16 protein-coding genes are annotated in these 19,661 nt (G+C 34.6%); 12 read left to right on the top strand and 4 right to left on the bottom strand.

Going from position 1 to position 19,661, the window contains the following annotated elements:
- Nucleotides 1–165: 165 nt before the first annotated feature.
- Nucleotides 166–894, bottom strand: coding sequence for a UTRA domain-containing protein (locus COI44_RS12515; RefSeq protein WP_098428248.1), 729 nt, complete (start codon nt 892–894; stop codon nt 166–168).
- Nucleotides 895–1,085: 191 nt separating this feature from the next.
- Here COI44_RS12515 and COI44_RS12510 point away from each other — a divergent pair, with 191 nt between their 5' ends.
- On the top strand, nt 1,086–2,054 hold the full coding sequence (locus tag COI44_RS12510; protein WP_098428247.1) for an SIS domain-containing protein: 969 nt from the start codon (nt 1,086–1,088) through the stop codon (nt 2,052–2,054).
- A 220-nt stretch (nt 2,055–2,274) separates the two neighbouring features.
- Here COI44_RS12510 and COI44_RS12505 read toward each other — a convergent pair whose 3' ends face one another.
- A complete protein-coding gene (locus COI44_RS12505; RefSeq protein WP_098428246.1) occupies nt 2,275–3,708 on the bottom strand; it encodes an amino acid permease in 1,434 nt (477 codons plus the stop codon).
- Between the two features lie 528 nt (nt 3,709–4,236).
- Between COI44_RS12505 and COI44_RS12500 the strand changes: the two genes are divergently transcribed.
- The 5 genes from COI44_RS12500 (at nt 4,237) to COI44_RS12480 (ending at nt 10,262) form a co-directional block, all read left to right on the top strand.
- The gene (locus COI44_RS12500; RefSeq protein ID WP_218926923.1) at nt 4,237–5,574 is read left to right on the top strand and encodes an APC family permease; all 1,338 of its coding nucleotides are present in this window, start codon (nt 4,237–4,239) and stop codon (nt 5,572–5,574) included.
- A 364-nt stretch (nt 5,575–5,938) separates the two neighbouring features.
- A complete protein-coding gene (locus COI44_RS12495; RefSeq protein ID WP_098428245.1) occupies nt 5,939–7,237 on the top strand; it encodes a Glu/Leu/Phe/Val family dehydrogenase in 1,299 nt (432 codons plus the stop codon).
- Between the two features lie 20 nt (nt 7,238–7,257).
- Nucleotides 7,258–7,542, top strand: a complete 285-nt coding sequence (locus COI44_RS12490) for an SAV0927 family protein (protein WP_098428244.1) — start codon at nt 7,258–7,260, stop codon at nt 7,540–7,542.
- 106 nt (nt 7,543–7,648) lie between these two features.
- Complete coding sequence (locus tag COI44_RS12485; protein WP_098428243.1) at nt 7,649–7,897, top strand: biotin/lipoyl attachment domain-containing protein; 249 nt, start codon at nt 7,649–7,651, stop codon at nt 7,895–7,897.
- Between the two features lie 232 nt (nt 7,898–8,129).
- Nucleotides 8,130–10,262: a sigma 54-interacting transcriptional regulator gene (locus tag COI44_RS12480; protein ID WP_098428242.1), complete on the top strand. Its 2,133-nt coding sequence runs from the start codon at nt 8,130–8,132 to the stop codon at nt 10,260–10,262.
- Between the two features lie 24 nt (nt 10,263–10,286).
- On the opposite strand, the gene COI44_RS24620 is transcribed toward COI44_RS12480, so the two are convergent.
- A complete protein-coding gene (locus COI44_RS24620) occupies nt 10,287–10,421 on the bottom strand; it encodes a hypothetical protein (RefSeq protein WP_286131749.1) in 135 nt (44 codons plus the stop codon).
- Nucleotides 10,422–10,684: 263 nt separating this feature from the next.
- Here COI44_RS24620 and COI44_RS12475 point away from each other — a divergent pair, with 263 nt between their 5' ends.
- The 6 genes from COI44_RS12475 to COI44_RS12450 all read left to right on the top strand — a co-directional run bounded on the left by COI44_RS12475 (nt 10,685) and on the right by COI44_RS12450 (nt 19,073).
- Nucleotides 10,685–12,178 (top strand): aldehyde dehydrogenase family protein, encoded by a 1,494-nt coding sequence (locus COI44_RS12475; RefSeq protein WP_098428241.1) that lies wholly within the window; start codon nt 10,685–10,687, stop codon nt 12,176–12,178.
- 71 nt (nt 12,179–12,249) lie between these two features.
- On the top strand, nt 12,250–13,620 hold the full coding sequence (locus tag COI44_RS12470; protein ID WP_098428240.1) for a putrescine aminotransferase: 1,371 nt from the start codon (nt 12,250–12,252) through the stop codon (nt 13,618–13,620).
- A 101-nt stretch (nt 13,621–13,721) separates the two neighbouring features.
- The gene (gene gabT / locus COI44_RS12465) at nt 13,722–15,092 is read left to right on the top strand and encodes a 4-aminobutyrate--2-oxoglutarate transaminase (protein WP_098428239.1); all 1,371 of its coding nucleotides are present in this window, start codon (nt 13,722–13,724) and stop codon (nt 15,090–15,092) included.
- Nucleotides 15,089–16,546 carry an NAD-dependent succinate-semialdehyde dehydrogenase gene (locus COI44_RS12460; protein WP_098428238.1) on the top strand — a complete coding sequence of 486 codons (1,458 nt, stop codon included), beginning with the start codon at nt 15,089–15,091 and terminating at the stop codon, nt 16,544–16,546. The genes gabT and COI44_RS12460 overlap by 4 nt, the downstream gene beginning before the upstream one ends.
- Before the next feature lie 111 nt (nt 16,547–16,657).
- Nucleotides 16,658–17,842, top strand: a complete 1,185-nt coding sequence (locus tag COI44_RS12455) for a CaiB/BaiF CoA transferase family protein (protein ID WP_098428237.1) — start codon at nt 16,658–16,660, stop codon at nt 17,840–17,842.
- Between the two features lie 13 nt (nt 17,843–17,855).
- Nucleotides 17,856–19,073: an acyl-CoA dehydrogenase family protein gene (locus COI44_RS12450; protein ID WP_098428236.1), complete on the top strand. Its 1,218-nt coding sequence runs from the start codon at nt 17,856–17,858 to the stop codon at nt 19,071–19,073.
- Between the two features lie 62 nt (nt 19,074–19,135).
- Here the strand turns inward: COI44_RS12450 and COI44_RS12445 are convergent, their stop codons facing one another.
- On the bottom strand, nt 19,136–19,486 hold the full coding sequence (locus tag COI44_RS12445; RefSeq protein ID WP_098428235.1) for a PH domain-containing protein: 351 nt from the start codon (nt 19,484–19,486) through the stop codon (nt 19,136–19,138).
- Nucleotides 19,487–19,661: the final 175 nt, after the last annotated feature.

Genomic DNA, 19,661 nt, shown 5'->3' with positions numbered 1-19,661 from the left:
ATGGGATAAGCGGGAAGGCTAAAGACCCCGCAGGCTCGCCCCACGGAAAGCGAGCACCCCGCAGTGGAAATCAACCCGACATAACTTCTTAATTAACTGATAATTATTTTTCAACACAATAAAAAAACTTCTCTGTCATCAACAGAGAAGTCTTTTTATTACCCTTTAAGTTGTAATTGTTAAAGCAATTAATTGAGTGCGTGTTTTAAAGTTAGATGTATGGATTGGAACTTTATTTTCATCGTAAACAGTTTTATCGATATTAAATAAAGTTTCACCAAGTTCACAATCTAAATGTTCTGCTTCAAGCTTTCCAGCCGGTACTACGGTGATAACTTTATGGGTAGTACAAGCATTCATGTCGACGTTATATATTTTTTTTAGTACTTCATAAGTTGAACTATTCTGAAGGAAGTGACTTGTTAAGTTAGGGAAACGTTCCAAGGAATAGTGAGTTTCATCAAGTGTAAAAGGGTAGTCATCAATAAACATCAATCGAACGAGCCTTAATACAGGAGTATTAACTGCTATATGAAGCGATTCTGCTATTTTTGGAGTAGCTTTTAATTCCTCACAAACAAGAATTTGCTTGGAAGGATTTTTACCTAATTGTTTGTTAAAGTCTGTAAAACCATCAACCGAAACTAATTCTCTTGCAATTTTAGATCGCATGACAAATGTACCTTTTCCTTGTTTGCGCTCTAGTAAACCTTCATCGGTTAAGTCCTGGATTGCTCTTCTAACTGTTATTCTGCTGACACCGTAGATTTCACATAGCTCTGTTTCGTTCGGAAGTCTCTCACCTTGTTTATATATTTCTTGCAAGATGGAGTCCTTAATTATTTGTTTTAACTGATCATATAAAGGCGTTGAAATTGAATTATTTAGTTTCATTTGTTATATGGTCCTTTCGAGCGATAAGTCATTATATAATATTATATAATGAAAGTGTTTTCATGTATATACCAATTTCACTCTATTTATTTAAGATTAATAATTTTCAGAATAGTTATTGACTTTATATGATCTGACCGTTACTATAACGTTATATAATGTTATATCATATAATAAGTGGAGGGATAAAGATGGAATTGAATTATGTCATTTCTCAAATTAAAGAAAAGCAGCCAGAAATTAAAAGCGTATTTTTTGTAGGATGTGGTGCTTCAAAGGCGGAATTATATCCAGCAAAATATTTCTTAGAGGCTAATGCAAAACAACTTCGTGTCAGTCTTTATACTGCAAATGAATTTAATTATGCAACTCCAGTATCCGTAGATGATACAAGTATCGTTATCACTTGTTCACTAGGTGGATCAACTCCAGAAACAGTTACTGCAACTACAAAAGCAAAAGAACTAGGGGCACATGTAATTGCCGTTACATATGAAAAAGAATCAGCAATCACAAAGGATGCTGATTATGTAGTCTACCATGGCTGGGCAGCTAATTATGCAGCTAAAATGGAAAAAATGACAAAGGTACTAGGTTTAGCAGTTGAAATCTTGAATCAATTTGAAGGCTACGAATATTATGAGAAAATGCAAGATGGCTTCAATAATATTTACGATTTAATTCAACAATCTGTTGCTACAGCTCTTCCACAAGCACAAGCTTTTGCGAAAGCTTATAAAGATGATCAAGTGATTTATGTAATGTCTAGCGGTGCAACGCATGAAGTTGCGTACTCCTTCTCAATCTGCCTACTAATGGAAATGCAATGGATTAACTCAGGAACATTCCACGATGGTGAATTCTTCCACGGACCATTCGAAATTGTAGACAAAGATGTACCATTCTTATTATTGATGAATGATGGTAGAACAAGAGATATGGATTCTCGTGCACTTGAATTCTTAAATCGATTCGAAGCTAAAACGACTTTGGTGGATGCAAAAGATTTTGGTTTAGGTACTGTCATTTCAAAAGAAGTTGTAGATTACTTCAATCCAATTTTAATTTCTGGTGTTTTACGAGTGTATGCAGAGCAACTAGCTAAAGTTAGAAATCATCCGTTAACAAAAAGAAGATATATGTGGAAACTAGAATACTAATCTAATATTTTTAATTGTTAAAAAGCCGATTTCCTATATAAGGAGCATCGGCTTTATTGGGTAAACAAATTACAAAAAAATTGAGGTTCAGACTGATTGCGAGCGCTTGTCTTTCGAGGCGCGAAGCCTGGTGAGGAGCGGAGTTACCTTAATCGGTAATGAGCACCGCTCAATAGGCGAAGCAACGAAGAAAGCGAGCGTTTGGCGGGCAGTCTGAACTTTACACATCCAAATCTTTTTCTAAATTAATACCAATTTTCCCTTCCTGTATTCTAGATCTGAATACAGCCCAATAAATAATAATTCCAGCAAGAAATAAGTAAAGGATTACTTTAGTAGTTGGTAGGAAATCTTTTGGAAGTGTCAAAATACCAACTTCAAATACTAACCAAATAATCGCAAGAATCGTAACAGGTAGTCGCCATTTTCCTAACTTAAAACCATCTGTATCCGGTAACGTCTTAATTTTAGTAGCATATGCGATTACAGTAATTAAGTAAATTATGGCTGGAAGTGCCGCAGAAGTACCTATTAATAAAGATAGTTTCCCAAAATAGAATACAGCAATAATGCCTAATACAGAAACTAAAATTATCGCATTGTACGGTACATTATGTTTTTTATCTACCTTTTTAAACACATTAGAAGCGAAAAATACATTGTCTCTTGAAAGGGCATAAATAAGTCGAGAAGCAGAAGCCATAATGATTAATCCGCACGCAAAAATTGACACAATCACTAATGCAAGGAAGAAGTCAGCAACTGCAGTGCCCAAACGTGATTGTAAAATATCAGAAATGGGGGAAGCAGAAACCATGATACTATTAATATCTTTAATTCCCGATGTAACAATGATTAAGAAAACAAATCCAATTACACCTGCAAGTAACATTGAGTAAACGATGGCCTTAGGTACAGTTTTATTAGCATCCACTGTTTCTTCTGCTAAATTTGCCGCAGCTTCAAAGCCTACTAATGTATAAGAGCCCATTACGACTGATAGTACAAATGCTGTTAAATAGCTTCCATTTGAGCCAACCTTGTGAGCAGTGTAAGTTAATAATGAAAAATCTGCTCCTTTGAAAAATAAGACAAAACTTAAAATAATAATAATGCCAATAAATCCGATTACTTCTGTATAGACAGCTGAATTATTGATGATTGTAGCAATCCTTACTCCGTAAATATTTAATAATGCTTGTATAACGATTGTAATTATTACGACAGTTGTGAGAACAGTAGTTGTACTCTTAATTCCAATTAAATCAAGAAGAATTGGTGCTACACCATAATCAACAGTAGGTACTACAATAATTAAGTAACATAAAGCTGCCCAACCTGTAAACCAACCAAATCCTCGATTCGTTAAACGGCTAACCCATTGGTATACATAGCCACTTAAAGGAATTTTGCTCGATAAATCTGCAAAAATTAAGGCTACAAGTAAATGTCCCACCATGACAAATGGCCACGTCCAAATTCCAGCAGGTCCGGCTGCTCCTAAGGCAAGACTATAAGAGCTAAAAATACCAGTTGTAATCGAGATAAACGAGAACGCAACTGCAAATGAACTAAAAAATTTTAATGATCGCTGTAATTCCTGTTTGTAATTAAACGATTGTAAAGCATCTGAATCAATACCTTGTTTACTCATAAATCATCTCCTCCAAATTTCAAATTTATTAACAGAATTTTCTTATAATTAAACTCGTAGTTAGTCTGGTTAGATTAACTAGAAGTTTTATTATCGATCGGGTAAAAAAGCTACATATTTTTCTTGTACCTAAAATTAGGCAGAGTGATAGTTTACCATTAACAATGCAACTTCCGTGCCAGTCTAATAGAAGTGAGCAATTTTAGAGATTCGTATAAAAAGATAAGCAAATCTTATGAGGTCTTGAATAATGTATGCAGGACTGAATAACAACCAGACTGATCATAAAGGTAGATTTTAGTGGAAGGAATTTCGTTTTTCCTATTAATACTTAATAATTTCAAAGCAATAGAAGCTGTTCTTTATAACGTTTACAAAAAATTAATATTTTGGCATAAAACTTGCAGTTCTAGAAAAAGACTTATTTAAATATTCAAAAAAAGGAGGTTTCTGTCGGAAAAGTAAGAATTATAAGGAAGTAGTAAATGTAGTGTAAGCGCTTAATCTAAAACGAAGGGGATATGATAGGTGGAAAACAAAACACAGTTAAAAAGATCCTTAAAGTTATGGCAAGTAGTTATGATGGGGTTAGCCTATATGACCCCTATGGTTGTTTTTGACACATTTGGAATTGTATCTGATGTAACTAACGGTCACGTACCAAGTGCATATATAGTAGCTCTAATAGGAATGTTATTTACAGCGGTTAGCTACGGTAAGCTTGTAAGAGAATTTCCTGAAGCTGGCTCTGCTTACACATACACCCAGAAAGCGATTAGTGGACACTTAGGCTTTCTAGTTGGCTGGTCATCATTATTAGATTACTTGTTCCTACCAATGGTAAATGCTTTATTAACTAAAATTTACTTAAACGCACTTTTTCCTAATGTCCCAACCTGGATTTGGGTAATTGGATTTGTAGCACTAGTAACTTTCTTAAACTTAAGAAGTATCAATATGCTGGCGAATTTCAATACTCTCTTTGTATTAGTCCAGCTTGCGATTATGGTTGTCTTTATCGTTCTTGTAATCCAAGGCTTACATCATGGAGAAGGATACGGCGGATTTAGTATTAAGCCACTTTTTAATGCAGGAATGCATTTTGGCACATTAGTAACCGGTGCAACAATCCTTTGCTTCTCATTTTTAGGATTTGATGCTGTGTCAACTTTATCAGAAGAGGCAATAAACCCTGCAAAAACAATCCCTAAAGCAATTCTTTACACAGCACTTTGGGGAGGCGTAATCTTCACAGTTACATCATTTTTCATTCAATTATACTATCCGGACATATCTAGATTTAAGCATCCAGATGCTGCATCACCAGAGATTGCATTATATGTAGGTGGCAAATTATTTCAATCAATTTTCTTATGCATTACCTTTATTAATACACTTGCTTCTGCATTGGCTTCACATGCGAGTGTATCACGCTTGTTATATGTAATGGGGCGCGACAAAGTTTTCCCAGATAAATGGTTCGGATTTGTTCATCCGAAATGGAAAACACCAGCATTTAACGTAATTTTTGTCGGTGTGATTTCATTATCAGCAATCTTTTTTAACTTGGTAACAGCTACTTCATTAATTAACTTCGGAGCATTAATGGCATTTACTTTTGTTAATTTATCAGTCATTAACCATTTTTACATTCGAGGAAAGCGTAGATCAGTCAAGGGCACTTTTTCTTACCTAATTTTGCCTTTAATTGGGGCCGCATCTGTAGCAATCTTATGGTTTAACATTGAAAAAAGCTCGCTAATAATGGGAACAGTTTGGTTCGTCGTTGGATTATTATATCTAATTTACTTAACTAAGGCATTCCAAATTGCACCTCCTAAATATGAAGAAGAGGCTGCTGTGTAGTAAAGTCACAATGAAGAAAAGTCACAAGGAAATTTACTTCTTGTGACTTTTTTTGTGTCTACTCTGGAATATTTTGTTCGCATCTCTAATAGTACAATTTTAGTAATTCAATTTTGAATAATGATTAATGCAAAATTGAATAATTCATGCATTCAATCATATTTTCACTAAAGGAACGAATTAGGTTGTTGAAGGAAAAAACACTAAAAAGGATCATTCAAAAAAATATAAAAGTAATGAAAGTCTTATAATTGCCTTTCTAATAAGCTTTTGCCTATTTATCACTTCACAAAATAATGAAATGAATTCAAGTTGGCACAGGAATTGCTATTAAATTTTTAAAATAACTAATGAGGTGTAGAAAATGAGCTCAAATTTAACTGAGGTAGAACAAAATGAAAAGAGGAGTGAACAGGTAGAAATAGATGATTCCCTTCAAGAGTTTAGAGAAACGTTAAATGAAGCGATCGGCATAATGAACTATCCGAGCCAAGTATTTGATTTCCTTAAAACACCAATGCGATTTTTAGAATTTAGTATTCCCGTTCAAATGGATAATTGTGAGACAAAAGTATTTCAAGGATATCGAGCTCAACATAATGATGCATTAGGACCTACAAAAGGGGGAATCAGATTTCATCCTGATGTAACGCCAGAGGAAGTAAAAGCATTAGCTGGCTGGATGAGTTTAAAGTGTAGTATTACTGATTTACCTTATGGGGGAGCAAAAGGTGGGGTTGTTTGTGACCCAAGACTATTAAGTATGAATGAGCTAGAAAAATTAAGTAGAGGTTATGTAAGAGCTGTAAGCCAAATTGTAGGACCTACTAAAGATATTCCAGCACCTGATATGTATACAAACGCGCAAGTTATGGCTTGGATGCTAGATGAATACGACCATATTAGAGAGTTTGATTCACCAAGTTTTATTACTGGTAAACCTCTAACTTTAGGAGGTTCCGTAGGTCGGGAGACGGCAACATCAAAAGGAGTATTTTATGCTCTCGAGCTAATTAGTGAAATACAGAAAATCGAGATTAAAAATATGAAAGTCATTATTCAAGGCTTTGGAAATGTTGGTAGTTACTTAGCGCAATACTTACATGAAGCTGGAGCAAAGGTTGTTGGAGTTTCAGATGTACTTGGAGGAATTTATGATCCAAAAGGTTTAGACATTCCATATTTATTAGACAATAGAGATTCATTTGGAGTTGTTTCTAACTTATTTAAAAATGCAATTTCTAATCAAGAGCTATTAGAAAAAGAATGTGATGTCTTAATTCCAGCAGCAATAAGTGGGGTTATTAACAACCGTAATGCGGATAAATTGAAATGCAAGATTGTTGTTGAAGCAGCGAATGGACCGACTACTAAAGAAGCTCTAGAAATCCTTGATCAAAAAGAGATTTTAGTCGTTCCCGATATTTTAGCTAACTCAGGTGGAGTAGTTGTTTCGTATTTTGAATGGTGTCAAAATATGCAAGGTTATTATTGGTCTGAGAGTACTGTAGACGAGAGATTAAAAGAAAAAATGACAGATAGCTTTTTAAAAGTTTATAAAACATCGCAAAAATATAATGTAAACATGAAAATAGCAGCTTATATCGAAGGCATTCGTAAAATTGCTGAAGCTTGTCGCTTGAGAGGTTGGATAAAATACTAAAACAAAAGGAGAGATCTAGAATGATCGATATTATTTCTGAATCAACGGAAAGACAGCTTGTACACCACTATTGTTTATTAACTCAAAATAATAGATATGATTTATCGATTGCCTTTTCAAGTCACTTTTATGGAAAATCAATGGTAACATCAATTCAATCTAGTAAAATGTCATTATTATGTTTAGAGGATATTCACTCTGAACATTATTGGGCTCCTAAGTTAGGTATTGCTGAGGAGGATATTTCAGAAATCCAAAATTTCTTTAGCATGGTTTTACCATCAAAACACATTTGCGAGTTATAATACCAGGAATTTTTAAAAAGAAAACTCGCTATTTAGTGAACTTTAAGGCGAGACTGAGTCGGAGAAATTTAAAATATTCTTAATGTGCAAAAAAGGAGTGAGCTTTATGTATTATGGAGTCATTGTCAGTGACTACCATGGAACAGTTGAAGAGACTGCTATTCAGAAAGATTCGAGAATTTATGAATGGGAGCCTTTATTCTTTATTAAAACTACAGATGGATTTACAAAAGTTATTCATCAAGGAATTAGTGGTGAAGTTGTTTCATTGGAGGTCTCAATTGGAGACAAGATAGTTCCTGGAATGGTTCTTGCGTATGTTAAAGAGGATTTGTTTGTGACCGCTAGCGATTGAGTAAAGTGTGATTAAGATTTCTAAGATTACAAATAACAATCTTGATTCAATTAACGCGTTCTCTTTTCTAACAAATAAAGGGTGTCTCTGGTCGAATAGACTTAAGAGACTGCCCTTTCTTTTTGTTTATGTTAAATAGATTAGTAAATTATAATTTTAGATTTTTATGATAAATTTAAAAATTCTGCTAAAATAGGAATGTATAATGGTTTAGACATAAGGGGGGAAAGTAATGTTATCAATAAATGAGAAACAAATAAGACCAGTCATCACAATAGATATCGATCAATTTAAAGAAACTGATGAAATCGATTTATCCAATATAAATGAACCCTTTTTATTCTTACGAAAGCAAAATCAGATTGTTGGTTATGTTCAATTAAATAATATTACTCAAAGTAGTAATAAAAAGAAAAATATAGCAATCTCAAAGATTACTAGTTCTTCTCAATCGATAAATAGTGTTAGTCGCTTAAGTGAGCAAATTTCATTAACTACTCTATTTCAAATTATTGGTGAACCGATCTCGATTGTAAAAGAAGAGGAAGAGATGCCAATTGGTTACATACTTCGTGAAGATATATTAGCGGAGCTTTTCAAACAAGAAAATAAAAGTGTGGATTTATTAAAGAGCATTTTAACATCGATACCAATGGGAACATTTGTAGTAGATAAAAATAAAGTAATTGTAAATTGCAATGATGCTGGGTTGAAAATGATTAAATCAACATCAGAAAAAGTAATTAATACAAAAGCAGAAACTATTTTCAGCGGAGAACAAGTCGATAATGTATTTGCTACAGGTAAAACAATTCTTAATCAGATTCAAATAAGTGACGATATGGGTGTTCTTGTTGATTATAGCCCAATTTTTGTTGATAACGAGGTTGAAGGAGTTGTCATTGTTGTACAAGATCTCCCAATGGTTGAAGAAATGGCCTCTGAAATTGAATATGTAAAAGATTTAAATAAAGATTTGAATGCCATTTTATCGAGTATTTATGATGAAATACTTGTAGTAAATCGCAAGGGTGAGCTTATACGTTACAGTGAGAATATTATTCCTGGATTTTGGAACGTAGATTTAAAGGAATTACTTGGGAAGAGTATTTTAGAATTTGGAAACCAGGGACTTTTTACTCCATCAGTTACAAAACTAGTTTTAGAGAAAAAGAAGAAGGTATCAATTGTTCAAGAAACTATTAATGGACGTAAAGTTCTTGCGGTAGGAAATCCCGTTTTTGATGAGAATATGGAAATTGAACGTATTATTATTGCTTCTAGAGATATTACAGAAACTTCACGCCTTAAAACGGAATTAAAAGAAATGAAGAAGATTTCTGAGCAATATAAAAAGGAGCTTGAAGATATAAAGAGTAAGGATCGCTTTGTCAAAAAACTGATTTACTGTAGTCCAAAAATGGAGCAAATCATCAATCAAGCGAAAAAAATTGCTGGTTTTTCTTCCACTGTGTTACTGCATGGAGAGTCTGGTGTAGGGAAGGAAGTAATTGCACAGGCTATCCATCAATTAGGAAATCGTTCTGCAAAACCGTTTTTAAAATTAAATTGCGGTGCAATACCTGAAAATCTTCTTGAAAGTGAGCTTTTTGGCTATATTAAAGGAGCGTTTACAGGAGCAGATCAAAATAAGGAAGGCTATTTTAAGCAAGCAGATGAAGGCGTTTTATTTTTAGATGAAATTGGTGAAATGCCATTGCATTTACAAGTAAAACTGCTTAGAGTCCTTCAAGAGCAAGAAGTAATTCCAGTTGGAAGTACAAAGCCAATTAAAGTAAATGTGCAAATTATTGCAGCTACAAATAAAAGATTAGAAAAAATGGTTGAAGAACGTACATTTAGGGAGGATTTGTATTATCGCTTAAATGTTATACCTTTAAATATTCCACCATTAAGAGAAAGAGTTGAAGATATCTCATTATTAGCTTTCCATTTCTTACAGCAATTAAATGAAAAATATAATAAGGGTTTTCATCTTACACCAGATGCAATTAACGTATTAGAATTTTATTCTTGGCCAGGTAATGTCAGAGAACTTCAAAACATCATAGAAAGATTAGTCGTCTCTGCTGAAGATCAAATTATTAATGCAGAGGATGTTAATCAATTCTTACCAAATAGCTATGACTTTAATAAATCTAAACCAGTCATTAATAAAGTAATTCCTCTACAAGAAGCAATTGATTATGTTGAGGAGCAACTTATTATGCTTGCGATGAAGCAATATAAAACAACAACGAAGGCTGCTCAAGTGTTAGGAATTAGTCAGTCCTCGGTTAGTCGTAAGTATCAAAAAATAATGAATGAAAAGAATATGAATAGTGATTTTATGTCATTTAATTAGAAAAAACGCACTGAGTGCGTTTTTTTATTTCTCTAAATCCCCTATATTTTCAACATTACTATCAATTACTTCAGTCATACTAACTTGATCCCTCGAGAGACTAAATGCCATGAATATGATGATGAGTCCCACCGCAATGCATGTTCCTGCAAGCAACACAATATCTTCCTCCTTTCATGGTGTTCTAGCCTATGCAATGAATTTTCTTAATATGTCGGATTACAGAAATAGTTTTAAAAACGTTTAATGATCGCAGAATTTTAAAGAGTTTCAAAGATTATGCAAATCGTAATAGTGTTATGCGAAATTGAATAATAATCTACAGGGGATTGAAGGAAAACCCTTATAAATAGGTGTATTAAAGTTGGCACAGTTCTTGCAATCTAATAAATTGTTAAGAATTTAAGGAGGGTTTATATACAATGGTCGATGTTCAATTTAAAACAATTGATTTAAAGATGTTTATTAATGGCGAATGGAAAGATTCTAGCAATCATGAGAAACGCCCTGTTATTAACCCAGCAAATGGAGAAATCATTGCATATGCTCCTGAAGGAACGGTTGAAGATGCGAAAGAGGCAATTGATGTTGCTCGTAAAGCATTCAATGATGGAAGATGGTCTGATTTATCTGCTCAAGAAAGAGCAACTTACTTATTTAAAATTGCGGACAAAATAGAAGAGTACCAAGAAGAATTAACGAAACTTGAAACGTTAGATAATGGGAAACCGAACCGTGAAGCTGGCTTCGACGTAGCTGATGCAGCAGCATGCTTCCGTTATTATGCGGGGTTAATTACAAAGCCGGATGGGTTTACTTATCATGTAGCAGATCCTATGCAAGCGATGGTTGTTCGTGAACCAATTGGTGTATGTGGATTAATTGTTCCATGGAACTACCCATTACTAATGAGTGTTTGGAAGCTTGCTCCGGCACTAGCGGCAGGTAATACAGTTGTTTACAAACCATCAGAAGTTACACCAGTTACTCCGAAGAAATTATTTGAGATTTTTGAAGAGGTTGGTCTTCCACACGGGGTAGCAAACATGGTCATGGGTGCAGGTCCAGTAGTTGGAAATGAAATCGCTTCAAATCCTGATGTAGATATGGTTTCATTCACAGGTGGAACAAAAACAGGTAAACATATCATGAAAACAGCGGCCGATACGATGAAAAAAGTATCGCTGGAGCTTGGCGGGAAATCTCCAAATATCATTTTTGCAGATGCAGATTTTGAAACGGCTGTAGATTATGCTCTATTCGGAATTTATGCGGGTTCAGGCCAGGTTTGCTCATCTGGATCAAGAATTTTAGTTGAAGAATCAATTTATGACCGCTTTGTTGAGCGATTTGTAGAGCGTGCTGGGAAAATTAAAGTCGGTCCTGGAGATGCACCTGAAACAGAAATGGGTCCACTTGTAAGTAAAGAGCATTTAGAAAAAGTTTTAAGCTATATACAAATAGGCAAAGAAGAAGGCGCAAGAGTTGCTTGTGGTGGAAATCGCATTGAAAAAAATGGTTTAGAAAAAGGTTACTTTGTTGAACCGACTGTTTTTGTAGATGTTGAACAAAATATGCGTATCGTTCAAGAAGAAATTTTTGGCCCTGTTGTATGTATTCAAAAGTTTAAAACTGAAGAAGAAGCAATAAAACTAGGAAATGGAACTGTTTATGGTTTAGCAGGTGCAGTATTTAGTAAAGATGGAGCGAAAGCTTTAAGAGTGATCAAAAAGTTACGTTCAGGAATTACTTGGATTAACTCATATCACCCAACTTACAATGAAGCACCTTGGGGTGGCTACAAACAAAGCGGTGTAGGACGTAGCTTAGGTACATTTGGGCTAGAAGAATTCCAAGAAATTAAGCAAATTAACATTAACTTACAAGTTGAACCAATTGGATGGTTTGCAGAATAATTTTAGGCAGTTATAAGAAGAGACATATAGGAAAGAAAAAAATAGATAAAACGACTATAGGAGTGAACAAAATGAGTATCAATTTAAAAAACGAATTAAAAAGTGAAGAAAAAAATGTAACCGAGTACATTAATAAAGTTTTAAGTTTAATAGAGAAAGAGAATGTTACAGAAGAAGACGCTGCTTGGATCACAAAAGAAACAGTTGATGGTTTTAGAGAGCATGTAAATCCAGGTTTCCTTGCTTACCGTAAAACTGTTACTGAAGGCGGTCAATTTGCATCTGTTGAATGGTCAGATAGCGGTTCATGCTTTAAAGATGTAAATGGTAAAGAATATATTGACTGTTTAGGTGGATTTGGAATTTATAATGTTGGACATCGTCATCCAAAAGTTGTAAAGGCTGTTACGGATCAGTTAAAAAGACAGGCACTTCATAGCCAAGATTTATTAGATCCATTACGTGCAATGCTTGCAAAAATTTTAGCAGAGATTACACCTGGTGATTTAAAATTCTCATTCTTTACAAATAGTGGTACTGAAAGTGTAGAAGCAGCATTAAAGCTTGCAAAAATGTATAGCGAGCGCAGTACGTTTATTTCAACTACACGTGCATTCCACGGAAAAAGTTTAGGTTCTTTATCAGGTACTGCAAAGGGCATGTTCCGTAAACCATTTTTACCGCTAATTCCTGGATTCCGTCATGTTCCATTTGGTGACATTGATATGATGAGAAAAACATTTGAAACTTGCTCTTTAGTAGGCGAAGATGTTGCTGCAGTTATACTTGAGCCTATTCAAGGTGAAGGTGGAATTATTCTTCCTCCTCCAAATTATTTAAAAGAAGTTCGTGAACTTTGTGACGAATATGGATCATTATTAATTTTTGATGAAGTTCAAACAGGTATGGGCCGTACTGGTAAAATGTTTGCTGCTGATTTATATGAAGTAGTTCCAGATATTATTTGTCTTGCTAAAGCTTTCGGAGGAGGAGTTATGCCTGCTGGAGCAGTAGTTGCAAAAGAAGAAGTATTTAAAAGCTGGTTCCCAAATCCATTTATGCATACAACAACATTTGGTGGAAATCCATTAGCATGTGCTGCTGCTATTGCTACAATCAGCGTGCTACTTGAAGAAAAATTACCTGAAAGAGCAGAAGTAGTTGGAGCTTACTTCTTAGAACAGTTAAAAGAAGCTGCAAAAGGACATGAAGATAAAGTTTTAGAAATTCGTGGTCAAGGTTTAATGATTGGAATTGAGTTCCATCAAGATGAAATTGGCTATGAAGTTTCTAAAGGAATGTTTGATAAAGGAATCCTAGTTGCTGGTACATTGATTAACTCAAAAACAATTCGTATCGAGCCTTCTTTAAAAATTAGCTATGAAGAAGTTGATACTGTAGTAAGTGCATTTAAAGAAATTTTATCTACTATTCAAGCTTAATTTATTCATCCAGCATGTCATGACAAATAATCATGACATGCTTTCATTACAGTCGAAAAAATGAACATTTCTAAAAACGCTATAGATAGGATGGTGTAATGATGGCAGATCGGAAATTTGTTAAAATCCAAACGTCAATTCCAGGACCAAAATCACAAGAGTTACTTGCTCGTAGAAATAAGTTGGTTCCAAAAGCAATTAGTAATAATAGTGAAGCATTTGTAAAAAAAGCAAAGGGTGCGCTTGTTGAGGATGTTGATGGTAATACGTTTATTGACTTTGCAGGTGCAATTGGAACGATAAATGTGGGCCATTCTCATCCTAGAGTAGTAAGAGCGCTTCAAGCTCAGGCCGGCGATTATATTCATACAGGCTTTAATGTCATGATGTATGAATCTTATATTCAGCTTGCAGAAAGATTAGCAGATCTTTCACCTGGAAGTTTTGAAAAACAAGTAGCATTTTTTAATAGTGGCGCAGAAGCTGTTGAAAATGCAGTGAAAATTGCAAGAAAGTATACAAAGCGTCAAGGAATCATTTCTTTTACTAGAGGATTCCATGGTCGAACATTAATGACAATGACGATGACAAGTAAAGTTAAGCCATACAAATATGGTTTTGGACCATTTGCTCCTGAAGTATATAAAGCACCATATCCATATGTTTACCGTCGTCCAGATCAAATGGATGAAAAAGAATATAGTAAATTTATCATTGAACAATTTGAACAGTTTTTGATTGCAGAGGTTGCACCAGAAACGATTGCTGCAGTCGTGATGGAACCAATCCAAGGTGAAGGTGGCTTTATTGTTCCTGATCTTGATTTTGTAAAAAGAGTTAGAGAAATCTGTACGCAATATGGAATATTATTTGTAGCAGATGAGATTCAAACTGGTTTTGCTAGAACAGGTAAATATTTTGCAATTGAGCACTTTGGAGTTGAGCCTGATTTAATTACAATTTCAAAATCAATGGGTGCAGGAGTACCTATTAGTGGCGTTATCGGTAGAAAAGAAATTATGGAAGCTTCTGATGCTGGAGAAATAGGTGGAACATACTCTGGTAGTCCACTTGGATGCCGTGCAGCATTAGCCGTGCTCGATATTATTGAAGAAGAAGAATTAAATGATCGAGCTGTTGAAATTGGCGAAAAAGTTAACGAGAAAATGCACAAATGGGCTGAACAGTTTGAACAAATAGGTGATATTCGCGGAATTGGTGCAATGTGTGCAATGGAGATTGTAACAAATAAGATAGATAAAACACCAGATAAAGTGACAGTTGGAAAGATTGTAAAAGAAGCTAACAATAGAGGGTTAATGTTGTTAAGCGCAGGTATCTTTGGCAATGTTATTCGTTTGTTAATGCCACTAACGATTACAGATGAACAGCTTGAAGAAGGACTAGATATTTTAAGGGAGTCAATTGAAGTTGTATTAGTACCAGAATTACAATTGGAGGTAAACTCATGAGCCAAATTAAAGAGAAGTATGAAGTCTACCCAATGTATATAGATGGTACATGGGTTGGGAACGATCATGAATATTATACGAAGGTTACAAATCCTGCAACCGGTGCAGTTGTAGGGGCAATTCCAACGGGTGGTACATATGAAGCTAAATTAGCTGTTGATGCTGCTCATACAGCATTTAAAACTTGGTCAAAAAAGACAGCAGAAGAAAGATACCATTTATTAATGAATTGGTATCGTCTCATTGACGAAAAGAAAGAAGAAATTGCTAAATTAATGACAATTGAGCAAGGTAAACCATTAAAAGAAGCCTTAGGTGAGACGGTTTATGCAAATGGTTTTATTTCGTGGTATGCAGAAGAAGGCAAACGTGTATATGGAGAAACAATTCCTGCATCACAACCTAATAAACGAATTCTAATTAGGAAAGAACCTGTAGGAGTTGTCGCAGCAATTACTCCTTGGAATTTCCCTGCAGCTATGATTACACGAAAAGTTGCTCCTGCACTTGCAGCTGGCTGTACAACGGTTATTAAACCAGCTACTCAAACACCTTTAACAGCATTAAAACTTGCGGAGCTTGCTCATGAAGCGGGAATTCCAAAAGGTGTAATTAATGTTGTTACTGGTAAGTCTGCTGAAATTGGCGATGTATGGCTAAAAGATCCAAGAGTAACAAAGATTACATTCACTGGCTCTACTGAAGTTGGAAAAACGCTAATGGTAGGAGCAGCAGAGAATGTCAAAAAGGTTTCGCTAGAGCTTGGTGGAAATGCACCATTTATTGTCATGGATGATGCTGATTTATCAAAAGCAGCGGTTGGCTTAGTTCAGTCAAAATTCCGCAATGCAGGTCAAACTTGCATATGTACAAATCGTATTTATGTACAGGAAAGTGTAGCGGAAGAATTTACAGCGTTATTTACAAAAGAGCTAGAAAAATTAAAAGTGGGTAACGGTTTAGAAGAAGGAATTGATGTTGGTCCACTTATTGATCATGCTGCTTTAGAAAAGGTAAAAACGCTAGTTGAAGACGCTACTAATAATGGTGGAAAAATCGTATATAGTGGTAATAAACCTTCAGAAGAAAATGGATATTATTATGCACCAACTATTTTAACGGGAATTACGGATGAAATGGCATGTATGAAGGAAGAAATATTTGGTCCACTTGCACCAATTACTACATTTAAAACCGAAGAAGAAGTAATTGAGAGAGCAAATAATTCAAACTACGGTCTAGCTGCATATGTGTATACGGAAAACTTAAGTCGTTCTTTCCGCGTTACAGAAGCACTTGAGTACGGAATTATCGGACTAAACGATGGCACACCTTCTGCTGTACAAGTTCCATTTGGTGGATATAAAGAGAGCGGTCTTGGAAGAGAAGGCGGTCATTTTGGACTTGAAGAATTTTTAGAAGTTAAATATATTTCAATTGGGTTAGATATCTAATAAATCTACTGTTAATAAAAAGCGCAGTTGTAAGCCAGTTAAACATTCAATTCAACTATTGAAATTGATCGTTTTACTGGCTTATTAACTAGATTAATAGAGGTGGAAAAATTGCCAGGTGCATTACATGGAATAAAAATCATTGATTTAACAAGAGTACTAGCCGGACCCTTTTGTACGATGATTCTTGGGGATTTAGGAGCTGAAATTATAAAAGTAGAAAGTATAAATAATGGCGATGAAACTAGGGGATGGGGGCCACCTTTCGTTGAAGGTGAAAGCGCTTATTATTTATGTGCGAATCGCAATAAAAAAGGTATAACACTAAACTTAAAAAGTGAGCAAGGTAAAGAAATTTTAAAAAAGCTAGTTTCAGAGGCTGATGTAGTTGTTCAAAATTTCAAACCCGGAACGATGACAAAATTAGGTTTTGGGTATGAGAATTTGAAAAAAATAAAAGAAGACATAATACTAGCGTCCATTAGTGGGTTTGGTAGTGAAGGACCGAATTCAAGTTTACCAGGATATGATTATATCATCCAAGCGATGTCTGGATTAATGAGCATTACTGGTGAGAAAGAGGCTGAGCCAACAAAAGTAGGTGTAGCCATTTCGGATGTTTTAACTGGTCTATTTACATGTATTGGGATTCTTGCCTCACTGCAGAATCGAGATCGTACAGGAGAAGGTCAGGAAATCGATATTTCATTGTTTGACTCTCAGCTAGCTGCTTTAGTAAATGTAGCTAGTAATTATTTATGTAGTGGAATTGTTCCTGAACGAATGGGGAATCAACACCCAAATATCGTTCCATATCAAGTCTTTACTGCAAGTAACGGTGAATTAGTAATAGCGGTAGGTAATGACGAACAATTTAAAAGGTTTACTTTACTAATTGATGAACCAATTTTATTGGATGAAAAATTTAAGACAAATACTGGCCGTTTACAGCATAGAAAACAAATAGAGCAATTAATTCAAAATAAGTTGAAGTTGAAAAGTAAAAATGAGTGGAAACAATTATTAGATCAAATAGGGATTCCAAACGGTCCAATAAATAATGTGAGTGAAGCTCTAAAGTCTGAACAAGCTAAATCGAGAGAAATGGTGTTGGATGTAAACCATCCTTTTATAAAGGATCTAAAATTAGTCGGATCACCGTTGAAATTATCAAAAACACCAATTGAAGTATTAAGACACCCACCCTTACATGGTGAGCACACAGATGAAATAGTAAGTAAACTAGGCTATTCCCAAATTGAAATAGAAGAAATGAAACGAAATAAAATAATTTAAGGAGGAAATAAAAATGGATTTTTCATTATCAGAGGAACAAGTTAGTGTAAGGAAAGTAGTCAGGTCATTTGTAGACAGAGAAATTATCCCTTTTATAAAAGAATGGGATGAAAAAGGACATTTTGAAGCTAATATTCTAAAACGACTTGCAGATTTACAACTAATGGGTGTATGTATTCCAGAACAATACGGCGGAGTAGGAATGGATTATAACACATTAGCGATTGTATGTGAGGAATTAGAGCGAGGAGACACTGCTTTTCGTACTGCTGTTTCAGTACATACTGGTTTAAATAGTATGACATTACTGCAATGGGGAACTGAAGAACAAAAGAAAAAGTATCTTGTTTCTCAAGCGGAAGGGAAGAAAATTGGTGCGTTTGGATTAACAGAGCCAAATGCTGGATCAGATGTAGTAGCAATGGCAACAACAGCTGTAAAAGATGGAGATAGTTACATCTTAAACGGATCAAAAACATGGATTTCTTTATGTGATGTAGCTGATCATTTCTTAATTTTTGCAAAAACAAATCATGACCTAAAGCACCATGGAATTTCTTGCTTTATCGTAGAACGAACTTTTGAAGGCGTTTCCACAAAAGCGATCAAAGGAAAAATGGGAATTAGAGCAGGTAATACTGGTGAAGTATTTTTAGATGATGTAAGAGTCCCAGCTGAAAACTTACTAGGTTTCGAAGGTGAAGGGTTTAAAATTGCAATGTCTGCGCTTGATAATGGACGATTCACAGTTGCAGCTGGTGCTTGCGGATTAATCCAGGCATCACTTGAAGCGAGCGTAAAATACTGTAATGAGCGAAAAACATTTGGTAAAGAAATTGGTAAACATCAATTAGTACAACAAATGATTGCGAAAATGTCATCAAACCTTGAAATCTCACGTCTATTAGTTTATAAGGCTGGTTGGTTAAAAAATAACGGAAAGAGAAATACAAGAGAAACATCACTAGCAAAATGGATTTCTTGTAACGCCGCAAACGAGGCAGCAAATGATGCAGTTCAAATTCACGGTGCATACGGATTCTCAAACGAATTCCCAGTAGAGCGCTATTTAAGAAACTCAAAAGCGCCTGTTATCTACGAAGGAACAAGGGAAGTTCACACAATTATGCAAGCTGAATATGACCTTGGTTATAGAGAAGATAAAGTGTTAAGAAAAATGCTTCCAGCTTGGCCATTTGAAGAGGTTACGGTTGAAGCAGTGAAATCTTAAAATAGAATTTTTGATTTAAATACTAGTAATAAGACTGTCCGTTAAAGACAGTCTTATTTAAGTTATTTAGTATAAGAACGTAACCTAACTTGTATCTGTTTGAAAATATCATCAACGTGATCTAGTTCTAAAATGATTTTATCGTATTTGTGGTTATTTAACGTTAAAACTAAATTTCCCTTATTAGTATTTGTAGCAACAAAATAATTCACTCCGTCTTTTTTGAAATGGCCATATTTAGATGCACCTAAGTGTGTACCGTAAATTTTCCAAAGAAATTCATGTATATCCTCAATAGAAACATCACTGATATCACTATAGGGAACCTCTATTGTATGTTTTAATCCTAATATTGTTTCAAGACTAGAAAGTGTAATGATTAATTTATTTTCTTCAAATAAAATTGTTTTCATAAAAATCCCTCCTTACTTCTTATACGACTCGGGACTGAAAATCGTTCATTTATTTTAATTTAATTATTAATACATAGGTATACTTTTTACTGAAACCACTTATTTTAAAACTAAACAAACGTTTAATTAATTAATGCAACGATTTTATAGTATATTGACTGGAATAAGTATGCTT

It is taken from the genome of Bacillus sp. AFS088145, from assembly GCF_002564465.1.
Lineage (GTDB): Bacteria > Bacillota > Bacilli > Bacillales > Bacillaceae_G > Gottfriedia.
The sequence above is the reverse complement of the archived record's forward strand: the minus strand, read 5'-3'. Positions and strand labels throughout refer to the sequence as shown.

Bases quoted from the DNA above. Each gene is read 5' to 3' on its own strand.
- COI44_RS12450 (WP_098428236.1), top strand. From the start codon at position 17,856: ATGGATTTTTCATTATCAGAGGAACAAGTTAGTGTAAGGAAAGTAGTC.
- COI44_RS12490 (WP_098428244.1), top strand. From the start codon at position 7,258: ATGATCGATATTATTTCTGAATCAACGGAAAGACAGCTTGTACACCAC.
- COI44_RS12515 (WP_098428248.1), bottom strand. From the start codon at position 894: ATGAAACTAAATAATTCAATTTCAACGCCTTTATATGATCAGTTAAAA.
- COI44_RS12510 (WP_098428247.1), top strand. From the start codon at position 1,086: ATGGAATTGAATTATGTCATTTCTCAAATTAAAGAAAAGCAGCCAGAA.
- gabT (WP_098428239.1), top strand. From the start codon at position 13,722: ATGGCAGATCGGAAATTTGTTAAAATCCAAACGTCAATTCCAGGACCA.
- COI44_RS12505 (WP_098428246.1), bottom strand. From the start codon at position 3,708: ATGAGTAAACAAGGTATTGATTCAGATGCTTTACAATCGTTTAATTAC.
- COI44_RS12470 (WP_098428240.1), top strand. From the start codon at position 12,250: ATGAGTATCAATTTAAAAAACGAATTAAAAAGTGAAGAAAAAAATGTA.
- COI44_RS12495 (WP_098428245.1), top strand. From the start codon at position 5,939: ATGAGCTCAAATTTAACTGAGGTAGAACAAAATGAAAAGAGGAGTGAA.
- COI44_RS12485 (WP_098428243.1), top strand. From the start codon at position 7,649: ATGTATTATGGAGTCATTGTCAGTGACTACCATGGAACAGTTGAAGAG.
- COI44_RS12475 (WP_098428241.1), top strand. From the start codon at position 10,685: ATGGTCGATGTTCAATTTAAAACAATTGATTTAAAGATGTTTATTAAT.
- COI44_RS12480 (WP_098428242.1), top strand. From the start codon at position 8,130: ATGTTATCAATAAATGAGAAACAAATAAGACCAGTCATCACAATAGAT.
- COI44_RS12445 (WP_098428235.1), bottom strand. From the start codon at position 19,486: ATGAAAACAATTTTATTTGAAGAAAATAAATTAATCATTACACTTTCT.
- COI44_RS12460 (WP_098428238.1), top strand. From the start codon at position 15,089: ATGAGCCAAATTAAAGAGAAGTATGAAGTCTACCCAATGTATATAGAT.